This window comes from Streptomyces sp. NPDC001204, from assembly GCF_053598035.1.
Genome location: NZ_JBSFJL010000013.1, coordinates 89,393 through 102,314 on the forward strand (window position 1 = coordinate 89,393; position 12,922 = coordinate 102,314).

Below are 12,922 nucleotides of genomic sequence, written 5' to 3' on the forward strand. Positions count from 1 at the left end.
GGAGGACGGAGAGAGAGGCATGGAGCGGCCTCTCCTGTTCAGGAAATGAACGGTACGGGTGTCGAGAGCGCTCTCTTGACCATGAACTCTTCACGCGAGTGAATGAAGCGCCACGAGGTGCGGCCGAGTTCGGCCGGCGGGAGGTAGCAGGAGAAAGCAGAAAGTGACGCAACGTCAAGTCGCGCTCCACGTGGTCGAGATGTCATGCCGCCCCGCTGAGCCGTCCCCTCGGGGCGTCGAGACCCAACCGTTGTACTGCGGCTTCCCCGCCCTCCTGTCGCAGGTCAGGCGGCGCGTGCCGGTCGTATCGGGCCGAAGGCGCCGTCTCCGGCGCCGCCGACCGTCGATTCGCCCTTGCCGGATCCCTTGACGAGTCCTCGCCCGGAGGTTTAACTCACGTCCTAAATTAAGCCCTGAGGCGCCTTCGGAAGTCGAACCGAGCGAACCGGACCCGATCGCACGAGAACGAGCACGGGACACGGGAACGCGAGCGGTATCGGCGTCCGGAGGACTCCTCGCGGTTCTCGACTCCCGGAAAGGGACACCAGGAGCCATGCGCAGTATCCGAGCCGCGGCCGTAGGCGCCGTCACCATGTCTCTCGCCCTAGCCGTCTCGGCCTGCGGAGGCGGTTCGTCGACGGGCGGCGGGTCCGGCGACTCGCCGAAGACGCTCACGTACTGGGCCTCCAACCAAGGCGCCAGCATCGAGATCGACAAGAAGGTCCTCCAGCCCGAACTCGACAAGTTCGAGAAGCAGACGGGCATCAAGGTGAAGCTGGAGGTCGTGCCCTGGTCGGACCTGCTGAACCGGATCCTCACCGCGACCACCTCCGGCCAGGGCCCCGACGTCCTCAACATCGGCAACACCTGGAGCGCCTCCCTCCAGGCCACCGGGGGGCTGCTGCCCTGGGACGCCAAGAACTTCGACAAGATCGGAGGCAAGGACCGCTTCGTCGACTCCGCGCTCGGCTCGACCGGTGCCCAGGGCCAGGACCCGGCCGCCGTACCGCTGTACTCGATGGCGTACGCGCTCTACTACAACAAGCAGATCTTCGCCGACGCGGGCATCACCAAGCCGCCGGCCACCTGGGACGAACTGGTCGCCGACGGCAAGAAGATCCAGGCCAAGGGCAAGCAGGTCATCGGCGCCGAGGGCGCCAACGTCTCGGAGAACATCCACCACGTCTTCGTCTTCGCCAAGCAGCACGGCGCCGACTTCTTCACCGCGGACGGCAAGCCCGACTTCACGAGCGACGGCGCGGTCACGGCGGTCAAGCAGTACGTCGACCTGATGGCCAAGGACAAGGTCATTCCGCAGGGCAACGCCGAGTACGCGCAGAACCAGTCGGTCAGCGACTTCGCCAAGGGCCGGACGGCGATGCTGCTGTGGCAGTCCGCCTCCGCCAACCTCAAGTCCCAGGGCATGAGCGAGGACGCCTACGGCATCGCCCCGGTCCCGGTGCAGTCCGGCACCCCCGGCACCGGCACGCAGGTGAACTCGATGGTGGCCGGCATCAACATCGCCGTCTTCAAGAACAGCCACAACCTCGACGGCGCCACGGACTTCGTGAAGTTCATGACCAGTGACGAGGAGCAGAAGATCCTCAACACTGCCTACAGCTCCATCCCGCCGGTCAAGGCCGCTCAGTCGGACGCCGCCTTCAACTCCCCGGCCAACGCCGTCCTGAAGGACACCCTCGCCACGAGCGCCGCAGCGCTGCCGCAGGTCGCCGACGAGTCCCAGTTCGAGACGGCCGTCGGCACGGCCGTCAAGGATCTGTTCGCCGACGCCGCGGCCGGACGCGCGATCACCACGGCCTCGGTGAAGGCCAAGCTGCTCAAGGCCCAGCAGCAGATGCCGGCGAAGTGAGCGCGGACACCCACATGACGACCACCGCTCCCGCGCACACCGGCGGGACGACGGCACCCGTGAAGTCACCCGGGGCGGCGCGCGGACCGCGCCGCCCCGGGTGGCTCGGACGCGTGTCGCTGCCGTACCTGCTGCTCCTGCCCGCCCTGGTGCTCGAACTCCTGGTCCACCTGGTGCCGATGGTGATCGGCGTCGTGATGAGCTTCAAGGAGCTCACCCAGTTCTACATCCGCGACTGGGGCACGGCCCCCTGGTCCGGCCTCGACAACTACCGCATGTCGGTGGACTTCAACGCCCCCGTCGGTGAGGCGCTGCTGCACTCCTTCCTCGTCACCGTCGCCTTCACCCTGCTGTCGGTCGGCCTGTGCTGGCTCATCGGCACCGTGGCCGCGGTCTGCATGCAGGACACCTTCCGCGGACGCGGCCTGCTGCGCGCTCTGTTCCTGGTGCCGTACGCGCTGCCGGTCTACGCGGCCGTCATCACCTGGGTGTTCATGTTCCAGCACGACAACGGCCTGGTGAACCACGTCCTGCACGACCAGCTGCACCTCACCGACAAGCCCTCGTTCTGGCTCATCGGCGACAACAGCTTCGTCGCGCTGCTGACGGTGTCGGTGTGGAAGGGCTGGCCGTTCGCCTTCCTCATCGTCATGGCCGGACTCCAGAACATCCCGCGCGAGCTGTACGAGGCCGCCGCGCTGGACGGCGCCGGCATGTGGCAGCAGATCCGCCGCATCACCCTGCCGTCCCTGCGGCCCGTCAACCAGGTGCTGGTCCTAGTGCTGTTCCTGTGGACGTTCAACGACTTCAACACGCCGTACGTGCTGTTCGGCAAGGCCGCCCCCGAGGCCGCGGACCTCATCTCGGTCCACATCTACCAAGCCTCTTTCGTCACCTGGAACTTCGGCACCGGCTCCGCCATGTCCGTCCTGCTGCTGCTCTTCCTGCTGGTCGTCACCGGCGTCTACCTCGCGCTCACCTCACGCGGACGGAGGACCGCCGATGTCTGACACCACCCTCGAGGCCGCGACGGCCGCCACCCATCGGTCTCCGATGGCGCCGCCGCGCTCCTTCCTGTGGACGCGGCGGATCTTCCTCACCCTGCTGACCGGCTTCGTCCTGCTGCCCGTCTACGTGATGGTCTCCAGCTCGCTGAAGCCGCTCGCGGACGTCACGGGCAAGTTCCGCTGGCTGCCGAGCGGTCTGACCTTCCGCCCCTACATCGACATCTGGTCGACGGTCCCGCTCGCCAGGTACTTCGTGAACTCACTGATCGTGGCGGGCGCGGCGACGGTCTGCTCGGTGGTGATCGCGGTGTTCTCGGCGTACGCCGTCAGCCGCTACAGCTTCCGCGGCAAGCGCGTCTTCACGGTCACCGTCCTGTCGACGCAGATGTTCCCGGGCATCCTCTTCCTCCTTCCGCTGTTCCTGCTCTACGTCAACATCGGCAACGCCACCGGCATCGCCCTGTTCGGCTCGCGCGGGGGCCTCATCCTGACGTACCTCACCTTCTCGCTGCCGTTCTCGATCTGGATGCTGATCGGGTACTTCGACTCGGTGCCGCGCGACCTGGACGAGGCGGCACTGGTGGACGGCTGCGGGCCGCTCGGCGCGCTGTTCCGGGTCGTCGTGCCGGCTGCGATCCCCGGCATCGTCGCGGTCGCCGTCTACGCCTTCATGACCGCCTGGGGCGAGGTGCTCTTCGCGTCCGTGATGACCAACGACACCACCCGCACGCTCGCCGTGGGGCTCCAGGGCTACTCCACGCTCAACGACGTCTACTGGAACCAGATCATGGCCGCCTCGCTCGTCGTCAGCGTGCCCGTGGTCGCCGGCTTCCTGCTGCTTCAGCGCTACCTCGTCGCGGGGCTCACCGCGGGAGCGGTGAAGTGACCGCCAACACCCCAAGTCTCGAAAGGACTTCCGTGTCCGACGCCATCGACCTCGCCGCACTCCCGCACGACTTCCGGTGGGGCACGGCCACATCGGCGTACCAGATCGAGGGAGCCGTCGCCGAGGACGGCCGCTCGCCGTCCATCTGGGACACCTTCTCCCACACCCCCGGCAAGATCGACAACGACGACCACGGCGACATCGCCTGCGACCACTACCACCGCTGGCGCGAGGACGTCGCGCTGATGAGCCGACTGGGCCTGAACGCCTACCGGTTGTCGATCGCCTGGCCGCGCGTGATGCCGGACGGCGACGGCCTCGTGAACCCCAAGGGCCTCGACTTCTACGACGAGTTGATCGACGGACTGCTCCAGGCGGGCATCACCCCCTCGGTCACCCTCTATCACTGGGACCTGCCGCAGGCCCTCCAGGACCGCGGCGGCTGGCCCGAGCGCGAGACCGCAGAGCACTTCGCCGCCTACGCCTCGGTCGTCGCCGAACGCCTGGGCGACCGGGTGTCCCACTGGACCACCCTCAACGAACCCCTGTGCTCCGCCTGGATCGGCCACCTCGAGGGCAAGATGGCCCCGGGCCTGACCGATCTGACGGCCGCGGTCCGCGCCTCCTACCACCTGCTGCTCGGCCACGGCCTGGCCGCCCAGGCGATCCGCGCCGCGACGCCCGGCGCCGAGGTCGGCATCGTCAACAACCTCTCCACCGTCTTCCCGGCAAGCGACAGTCCCGAGGACGAGGCCGCCGCCCGCCGCCACGACGGCCACGTCAACCGCTGGTGGCTGGACCCCGTCCACGGCCGCGGCTTCCCCGCCGACATGCGCGAGGTCTACGGCGTCGACCTCCCCGAGCGCCCGGGCGACCTCGACATCATCGCCGCCCCGCTGGACTGGCTCGGCCTCAACTACTACTTCCCGGCGACGGTGGCCGACGACCCCGACGGGCCGGTGCCCCACGCCCGCTCCGTACGCCGCCCGGACGTGCCTCGCACCGGCATGGACTGGGAGATCGAGGCGTCCGGCATCGAGACGCTGCTGCTGCGCCTCACCCACGAGTACGGCGCCCGGAAGCTCTACGTCACCGAGAACGGCTCCGCCTTCCCCGACACCGTGGGCCCCGACGGCACGGTCGACGACCCGGAGCGCCAGGACTATCTGGTGGGACACCTGGCCGCCTGCGCCTCCGCCGCCCGCAAGGGCGCCCCGCTGGCCGGCTACTTCGCCTGGTCGCTGCTGGACAACTTCGAGTGGGCGTACGGCTACGCCAAGCGCTTCGGCCTCGTCCACGTCGACTACGCCACCCAGGCCCGCACCATCAAGGGCAGCGGCCACCGGTACGCGGACATCGTGCGCGCGCACGGGGAGCTGGGGCGCGGGGCCGCCTGAGCCCGGCAGGGCCGGCGGACGCGGCCCTTCGGGAGGGGCGCGGCGGCCCGTCACCGCGCTCCACAGTCCGCACGCGCCGCGCTCTTCGCACGCGGTACGGGCCCGGATCACATCCCCCGTGATCCGGGCCCGTCGGCGTGGTGCGGCGTCACGCGGCCCGCGCCGGCTCCAGCACCTCCTCGACCGGGGCGGCCCGCAGCACCCCGCCGGTCCCGGCGGCGGCGCCCGGCACCCGAGACGTCCGCCACAGCCACAGCACGTCCCGCCCGAACGACCACACCAGCAGTCCCAGCGCCAGGAGCACCACACCGGCGGTGGCCGGCAGGGGCAGCAGGTCCGCGCCGGCGAGCAGCAGGAAGACGCCCTGGAGCGCGGCGACCGTCTTGCGGGCGGTGCTCGGCGGCAGGGGCGCGTTCAGCCAGGGCAGCACGCGGGCGGCGGCGACGAAGACGTACCGCATACCGCCGATCAGCAGCACCCACGGGCCGAGCATCGTCGAGACGTACACGCTGAGCACCAGGATCAGGAACGCGTCCACCTCCATGTCGAAGCGGGCGCCGAGCGCCGTGGAGGTGCCCGTACGGCGGGCCACTTTGCCGTCGACGCCGTCCAGGATCAGGGCCACCGTCGTCAGCGCGACCAGCAGAGACACCGGCGGCGCGCTCTCGAAGGAGTCCGCCACCAGCGCCGTCACCCCACCGACGAGAACGGCCCGGCCCAGGGTCACCCGGTTGGCCGGGCCGAAGGAACGCAGCCGCGACCGGTGCAGCGCCCGGGAGAGCACGGCCCAGGTGGCGACCGCGAAGACCAGACCGGTCACCCAGCCCGCGGGACCCATGCCGATCGCCGGGCCGAGCAGGGCGAGCAACAGGATCTGCGCGCCCGCTCCCACCGCGGTCTCCTGCTGGACCAGCCGTGCGTCGTACGTGTTGTTCAGGGCCACCGAACATCCTCCGGCCGAGTGACAGAGTCGATCAACGCCGCGTACGTTGTGCGCGGCCTGTGCACTTCTCGGTACGTGAACAACTTCCCGATCGTTCAGGAGGATTCTTGATGAACCGCTCCGCCCGCGCCTTCTGGCTGACCTCGCCGGGTCACGGCGAGATACGCCGGACGGACCTTCCGGAACCCGGGCCGGGCGAAGTGGTCGTCCGCGCGCTGTACTCCGGGATCAGCCGCGGGACGGAGACGCTCGTGTTCCGCGGCCAGGTGCCCGAGAGCCAGTACGAGGTCATGCGGGCGCCGTTCCAGGAGGGCGACTTCCCGGGTCCGGTGAAGTACGGCTACCTCAGTGTGGGGGTGGTGGAGGAGGGCCCGCGGGAGCTGACCGGGCGTACGGTCTTCTGCCTCCATCCGCACCAGAGCCGCTACGTCGTCCCGGCGAGCGCGGTGACCCGTGTGCCGGAGAACGTGCCGGCCGGGCGGGCGGTGCTCGCGGGCACCGTGGAGACCGCCGTGAACGCGCTGTGGGACGCCGCGCCCCTGGTCGGTGACCGTATCGCCGTCGTCGGCGGCGGCATGGTCGGCTGCTCGGTGGCCGCCCTGCTGGCCCGGTTCCCCGGCGTGCGCGTCCAACTGGTGGACGCGGACCCGGCCCGCGCCGAGGTCGCCGAGGCGCTCGGCGTGGGCTTCGCGCTGCCCGGGGACGCGCTCGGCGAGTGCGACCTCGTCGTGCACGCCAGCGCCACCGAGCAGGGCCTCGCCCGTGCGCTGGAACTGCTCACCCCCGAGGGCACCGTCCTCGAACTGAGCTGGTATGGCGACCGGCGCGTCGCCCTCCCGCTCGGCGAGGCCTTCCACTCCCGCCGGCTGGTCATCCGCGGCAGCCAGGTCGGCACCGTCTCCCCGGCCCGCCGCTCCAGCCGCACGTACGCCGACCGGCTGGCCCTCGCGCTCGACCTGCTCGCCGACCCGGCCCTGGACGCCCTCGTCACCGGGGAGAGCGCGTTCGAGGAACTGCCGGAGGTGATGCCGAGGCTCGCCTCCGGGGAGATTCCGGCGCTGTGCCACCGGGTCAGGTACGGCGACCGATCATGACGGATCGTCCGATCCGGGACGACAAGAGCGCCTGACCTTGAGAAAAGAGTGAGAGGGCGCTGAACAACGGGAAGCGAAGAGCCGTACTACACGGCATCCCCCGGCAGGCACAGGCCGGGGGACCAGACGCGCCGCACCTGGAGGGTCGTCCGTTGTTCAGCATCACCGTCCGCGATCACATCATGATCGCCCACAGCTTCCACGGCGAGGTCTTCGGGCCCGCGCAGCGTCTGCACGGCGCCACGTTCCTCGTGGACGCCACCTTCCGGCGCGAGCAGCTGGACGACGACAACATCGTCGTCGACATCGGACTGGCCACGCGGGAACTGGGCGCCGTGGTGGGCGAGCTGAACTACCGCAACCTCGACGACGAGCCCGACTTCGCCGGCATCAACACCTCCACGGAGTTCCTGGCCAAGGTCATCGCAGACCGGCTCGCCGAACGGATCCACAAGGGCGCCCTGGGCGAGGGAGCCAAGGGCCTGGCCGGCCTCACGGTCACACTCCACGAGTCGCACGTCGCCTGGGCGAGTTACGAGCGTGCGCTGTGACCGACACGACCGTCCACCGCCCCTCGCCCCTGGCCTACCTGCCCGCGCAGCGCGCCGGCTCGGAGAACGTCGGGATCATCCCCATGTCCCTGCGCACCGTGCACTTCGTCCTGCCGGGCGGCGTCGACGACCCGGCCACCCCGAGCGGCGGCAACGCCTACGACCGCCGGGTGAGCCTGGACCTGCCCGGTTTCGGCTGGCAGGTCAGGGCGCATCCCGTGGACGGCGCCTGGCCCCGCCCCGACGTCCGGGCCCGTGACGAACTCGCCCACATCCTGCGGGAGTTGCCCGACGGCGCGGTCGTCCTCCTCGACGGGCTGGTCGCCTGCGGGGTGCCCGAGACGATCGTGCCCGAGGCCGAGCGGCTGCGCCTGGCCGTCCTCGTCCACCTGCCGCTCGGCGACGAGACGGGACTCGACCCGGCCGTGGCCGCGGAACTGGACACCAGGGAACGCCAGGTGCTGCGCGCGGTGTCCGCCGTCGTCGCCACCAGCGACTGGGCGGTGCGCCGCCTCGTCTCCCACCACGGCCTCGCCCCCGACCGGGTCCACGCCGCCGCCCCCGGCGCCGACATCGCGCCCCTCGCCCCCGGCACCGACGGGGTCTCCCGGCTGCTGTGCGTCGCCTCGGTCACCCCGCGCAAGGGGCAGCACCGGCTGGTGGAGGCACTGGCCGCGGCCACCGACCTGCCGTGGAGCTGCACCTGCGTCGGCGCGCTCACCCAGGACCCCGCCTATGTCGACCGGTTGCGCGGCCTGATCGCGGAGTACGGCCTGCAGGACCGTTTCCACCTGGTCGGACCGCGGGCCGGTACCGAGCTCGACGCCAGCTACGCCGCCGCCGACCTGATGGTCCTCGCCTCCTACGCGGAGACGTACGGCATGGCGGTCACCGAGGCCCTCGCCCGGGGCATCCCGGTGCTCGCGACCGATGTCGGCGGGGTGGGCGAGGCGGTCGGCCGCGCCCCCGACGGAGGGGTGCCCGGCATCCTCGTACCACCGGAGGACCCCGCGGCCCTCGCCGCCGAACTGCGCGGCTGGTTCGGCGAGGCCGACGTCCGGCGCCGGCTGAAGTCCGCCGCCCGCGGCCGGCGCGCCGCCCTCGACGGCTGGGCCAACACCGCCCGCAGCCTGGCCGGCGTGCTCGGCCGGCTGCCGAAGGAACCCAGGAGGGCGGCATGACCACGCCGGATACGTCCACGGGGGCCGCCCGGCCCACCGGCGCCATCCCGTCCGAGCCCGGCACGTGGGAGCGGTCCGGCCCCGCCCCGGGCGCGGCGGGGCGATCGGCTCCCGAGACGGCGCGGCGCGCAGGAAAGGACCCCTCGGCCATGACGGACACCGGCGCGTTCTCCCCCCAGGCGGCCCAGTACTCCGAGCCCGCGGCGGTGATTGCGGGGGCCGGGCCCGCGCAGCGGCCCGGGGAACGGGCCACCGTAAGGCTTCGGGAGGGCGCGACCGAGGAGGAGCCGCCCCGGTACGCGCCCGAGTGGTTGCAGCTCCGGGAGGCGGCGGACGCCGCCGCGCGGGCGACGGAACTGCTCGATCCGCTGCGGATCCGGCTGGCCAACCTGCCGAGCCGGCACGGCGGGCTCGTGCTGCACGACCTGGGATGCGGCACCGGCTCGATGGGCCGCTGGCTCGCCTCCCGGCTGGACGGCGCCCAGCACTGGGTCCTGCACGACCGCGACCCCTACCTGCTGCACTTCGCGGCCGTGGCCTCCCCGCGCGCCGCCGCCGACGGCAGCCGGGTCACCGTGGAGACGCGGCGCGGCGACGTGGCCCGGCTCACCCCGGACGCCCTGTCCGGCGCGTCCCTGGTCACGGCCTCCGCGCTGCTGGACGTCCTGACCCGCGAGGAGATCGACACCCTCGCCGCGGCCTGCGCCGGGGCGGGCTGCCCGGCGCTGCTGACCCTCTCGGTGGCCGGCCGGGTCGAACTGACCCCGGCCGATTCGCTGGACGCCGAGATCACCGAGGCCTTCAACGCCCATCAGCGCCGCACCGGACTGCTCGGTCCCGACGCGGTCGACGCGGCCTGTGAGGCCTTCGCCGCGCACGGCGCCACCGTACGACTGGACCCGAGTCCCTGGCGGCTCGGCCCCGATCAGCGCGAACTGACCGCCCAGTGGCTGCGCGGCTGGGTCGGCGCGGCCGTCGAACAGCGTCCCGAGCTGAAGCCGCGCGCGGACCGTTACCTCGCCGACCGCCTGGAGGCCTGCGCGGCGGGGGAGTTGCGGGTCGTCGTGCACCACAACGACCTGCTGGCGCTGTCCCGGCCGACGGATCGTGCCGCATGAGCGCGCAGGCGGTGGACGCGCCTCTCGTACGCGACCCGGAGGCGGGGGAGTACGACGCGCCCGGTGCCGCCGACGCGTCCGCCCCCGACGCGCTCGGCGTACCTGACAGGGCCGGCGGGGCCGGCGTACCCAGCCGGGCCGACGCACCTGACGGTGCGGACGTGTCCAACGCGCCCAGCGCTCCCCGTGCCCACGGCACATCAGGCGGCGAGCCCCGCGGCCGTACCCCGCTCGCGGCTGCACTCTCCCGCCTCAACACCCGTGCCGTGCGGACCCACTTCGGTACCGTCGCCGGAGTCGCCATCCTCGCCGTGCTGTTGTGGCGGCTGGGCACCGGCGTCTTCCTGGACGGGCTGCGGCGGATCGACACGCCGACCCTCCTCGTGGCGCTGGGCATCGGGCTGGTCACCACCGTGTTCAGCGCTTGGCGCTGGCAGTTGGTGGCCCGTGGCCTGCGCATCCGGCTGCCGCTCGGCCCGGCGGTGGCCGACTACTACCGTGCGCTGTTCCTGAACGCGGCGCTGCCCGGCGGCGTCCTGGGCGATGTGCACCGGGCGGTGCGGCACGGGCAGAGCGCCGGCGATCTGGGACGCGGCGTGCGGGCCGTGGTCCTCGAAAGGGTCGCCGGGCAGATCGCGCTCGCCGTCACCGGCGCGGCGGTCCTGCTCACCCTGCCGTCCCCCGTGCGCGACCAGACGCGGCACCTCGTGGCCCTGCTCGCCTTCGCCGCCGCCGGCGCGTTCGCCATCGTCCTCGCCGTGCGCATGAACCGAGCGCCCTCGCGCCGGGGGCGAGCCCTGCGCCGCACCCTCGCCGAGGCCCGCGAGGGACTGCTGTCCCGCCGCAACGGGCCCGGCGTCGCGCTGTCCTCGGCCGTCGTCCTGGTCGGACACATCGGGATGTTCGTGGTCGCCGCGCACGTCGCCGGCCTCGCCGCCCCGGTGCTCGTCCTGCTGCCCCTGGCCGTCCTCGCGCTGGTCGCCATGGGACTGCCGCTGAACGTGGGCGGGTTCGGGCCCCGCGAGGGCGTCGCCGCCTGGGCGTTCGGCGCCGCCGGACTCGGCGCGAGCACCGGAGTGGCCGTGGCCGTGGTGTACGGGGTGCTGAGCTTCGTGGCCGGCCTGCCGGGCGCCCTCGTCCTCGTCGCCCGCTGGTACACCGCGATGCGCGCCGGGTCCCGCCCCGCCGAACCGGCCCCGGGACCCGGCCGCGCCTTTGACGGGGACTATCCGCGCCCGATCCCCGGCAACTCCAACCCCTCGGACGTGAGCAGCGAGAAATACGGACCGAAGGAATCCGCCAGGCTGTTCAGCAGTTCCTCGCCCTTTTCCGCGGAACCCAGGGAAGGGCGGCCGATGACGCCCGATTCGGTATAGGCGGACATTCCGGCGGTGAGTAGATGCCGCCGGTCGTCCGCGACGAAATCGGCGGACTCGTAACCGGCCCGGACCATTTCCGGATGAGCGTGCAGAAGAATGGAGGTCTCGATTTCCCCCGCGTGCATGTCGGTGAGCGGCGAGGTGCGCACCCCGGCCGCGTCGAGGGCCGACTGCCAGTCCTCCGCGGCGGGGAACAGCGCGAGGCGCTCACCGCGCGCGGAGGCCTCCTGAACGACGTTGCCCAGTACGTAGTTGCCGCCATGACCGTTGACGACCACCAGGGCCTCGACGCCGGAGCGGCGCAGCGAGTCCGCGATGTCCCGCACCACCGCATGAAGGGTCACGGAAGAGATGCTGACGGTTCCCGGCCAGGCGGCGTGCTCGTGCGAGCAGGAGATCGTCACCGGCGGAAGGAGGTGCACCGGGTACGCGTCGGCGATCCGGCGGGCGATGGCACAGGCGACCAGCGTGTCGGTCGCCAACGGGAGGAAAGGGCCGTGCTGTTCGAAACTGCCCACCGGCAGGACCGCCACCTGGCGTGAGAGGTCCGCCCCCCGCGTCCGTACGTCTTGCGTGGTGTCCGCCGGCAACAGACCATGTGCCGTCGGCCGCGTTCCCGAACCACTCATTGTTTTCCGGCCTTTCGTCTCTGCTTAGGAATCAGATCATGACAGAAGACCTCGGCGTACTCGGCAAGAAGTCGGCCCGGCGCACGGGCGTGGAGCGCGTCGTGAATGCCCCGCTGCCCACCGTGTACGGGAAATTCCAGGCGGTCGGCTACCTGGACCACGACCGCGGTGACGAACAAGTCGCGCTGGTGCACGGCGACATCGGCGCCGACCGGGTCCTGGTCCGGCTGCACTCGGAGTGCCTGACCGGGGACGCCTTCGGCTCCCAGCACTGCGAGTGCGGCGACCAGCTCGACGCCGCGCTGCGTGCCGTCGTCGCCGAAGGCAGCGGCATCGTCGTCTACTTGCGCGGGCACGAGGGCCGGGGCATCGGGCTGCTCGCCAAGCTGCGGGCGATGGCCCTTCAGGCGGAGGGCCTGGACACGGTCGAGGCCAACCTGGCGCTCGGTCTGCCGGTCGACGCCCGCGACTACGGCGTCGCCGCCGGGATGCTGCGCGACCTGGGCGTGCGCTCGGTGCGCCTGATGTCCAACAACCCGCGCAAGCGGGATGCGTTGGTGCGGCACGGCATCCAAGTCGCCGAGCAGGTACCGCTGCTGATCCCGCCGTGCGAGAGCAACATCACCTACCTGCGCACCAAGCGGGAGCGGCTCGACCACCACCTGCCCCACCTGGACGCGGTGGCGCACCTGTCCTGAGCCGGGCGGCCCAGGGCCGCCCGGGCGGCCGGACCCTGGCCGGGCCGCTCCCGGCCGGGCAGTCGGCGACGAAGCGGGAAACCCGGCGGGCGACCGCCGGGATCCCCCGCCCCGCGCCCTCGCCAGGGCTCACGCGGGAGAGTGACCACACCACTGGGGAATGCGGGGC

Annotated in this window: 11 protein-coding genes and 1 pseudogene; 10 read left to right on the forward strand and 2 right to left on the reverse strand. The window is 71.8% G+C overall.

Annotated elements, in window-relative coordinates; genetic code table 11:
- Positions 1–553 precede the first annotated feature (553 nt).
- Genes ACWC91_RS19625 through ACWC91_RS19640 form a run of 4 tightly spaced genes read left to right on the forward strand, consistent with a single transcriptional unit; the run spans position 554 to position 5,160 of the window.
- Positions 554–1,870: an ABC transporter substrate-binding protein gene (locus ACWC91_RS19625; RefSeq protein WP_281156981.1), complete on the forward strand. Its 1,317-nt coding sequence runs from the start codon at positions 554–556 to the stop codon at positions 1,868–1,870.
- Between the two features lie 14 nt (positions 1,871–1,884).
- Positions 1,885–2,880 carry a carbohydrate ABC transporter permease gene (locus tag ACWC91_RS19630; protein WP_225077823.1) on the forward strand — a complete coding sequence of 332 codons (996 nt, stop codon included), beginning with the start codon at positions 1,885–1,887 and terminating at the stop codon, positions 2,878–2,880.
- Between the two features lie 43 nt (positions 2,881–2,923).
- Positions 2,924–3,763 (forward strand): carbohydrate ABC transporter permease, encoded by an 840-nt coding sequence (locus ACWC91_RS19635; protein WP_308043124.1) that lies wholly within the window; start codon positions 2,924–2,926, stop codon positions 3,761–3,763.
- Between the two features lie 32 nt (positions 3,764–3,795).
- A complete protein-coding gene (locus tag ACWC91_RS19640) occupies positions 3,796–5,160 on the forward strand; it encodes a GH1 family beta-glucosidase (RefSeq protein WP_450641499.1) in 1,365 nt (454 codons plus the stop codon).
- A 148-nt stretch (positions 5,161–5,308) separates the two neighbouring features.
- On the opposite strand, the gene ACWC91_RS19645 is transcribed toward ACWC91_RS19640, so the two are convergent.
- The gene (locus ACWC91_RS19645) at positions 5,309–6,103 is read right to left on the reverse strand and encodes a CDP-alcohol phosphatidyltransferase family protein (protein ID WP_225077820.1); all 795 of its coding nucleotides are present in this window, start codon (positions 6,101–6,103) and stop codon (positions 5,309–5,311) included.
- 110 nt (positions 6,104–6,213) lie between these two features.
- Here ACWC91_RS19645 and ACWC91_RS19650 point away from each other — a divergent pair, with 110 nt between their 5' ends.
- The 5 genes and pseudogenes from ACWC91_RS19650 to ACWC91_RS19670 all read left to right on the forward strand — a co-directional run.
- Positions 6,214–7,197, forward strand: a complete 984-nt coding sequence (locus ACWC91_RS19650) for a zinc-dependent alcohol dehydrogenase (protein WP_225077819.1) — start codon at positions 6,214–6,216, stop codon at positions 7,195–7,197.
- Between the two features lie 152 nt (positions 7,198–7,349).
- On the forward strand, positions 7,350–7,748 hold the full coding sequence (locus ACWC91_RS19655) for a 6-pyruvoyl trahydropterin synthase family protein (RefSeq protein WP_225077818.1): 399 nt from the start codon (positions 7,350–7,352) through the stop codon (positions 7,746–7,748).
- The gene (locus ACWC91_RS19660) at positions 7,745–8,929 is read left to right on the forward strand and encodes a glycosyltransferase family 4 protein (RefSeq protein ID WP_450641502.1); all 1,185 of its coding nucleotides are present in this window, start codon (positions 7,745–7,747) and stop codon (positions 8,927–8,929) included. The genes ACWC91_RS19655 and ACWC91_RS19660 overlap by 4 nt, the downstream gene beginning before the upstream one ends.
- A gap of 149 nt (positions 8,930–9,078) precedes the next feature.
- The gene (locus ACWC91_RS19665; protein ID WP_450641518.1) at positions 9,079–10,047 is read left to right on the forward strand and encodes a methyltransferase domain-containing protein; all 969 of its coding nucleotides are present in this window, start codon (positions 9,079–9,081) and stop codon (positions 10,045–10,047) included.
- A pseudogene (locus tag ACWC91_RS19670) lies at positions 10,044–11,111 on the forward strand (lysylphosphatidylglycerol synthase transmembrane domain-containing protein); the annotation flags it as partial. The gene ACWC91_RS19665 and the pseudogene ACWC91_RS19670, both read left to right, overlap by 4 nt.
- Before the next feature lie 161 nt (positions 11,112–11,272).
- Here the strand turns inward: ACWC91_RS19670 and ACWC91_RS19675 are convergent.
- A complete protein-coding gene (locus ACWC91_RS19675; protein ID WP_308043122.1) occupies positions 11,273–12,055 on the reverse strand; it encodes a creatininase family protein in 783 nt (260 codons plus the stop codon).
- A gap of 38 nt (positions 12,056–12,093) precedes the next feature.
- On the opposite strand from ACWC91_RS19675, the gene ribA reads away from it, so the two are divergent.
- Positions 12,094–12,753, forward strand: a complete 660-nt coding sequence (gene ribA / locus ACWC91_RS19680; RefSeq protein ID WP_225077815.1) for a GTP cyclohydrolase II — start codon at positions 12,094–12,096, stop codon at positions 12,751–12,753.
- Positions 12,754–12,922 lie beyond the last annotated feature (169 nt).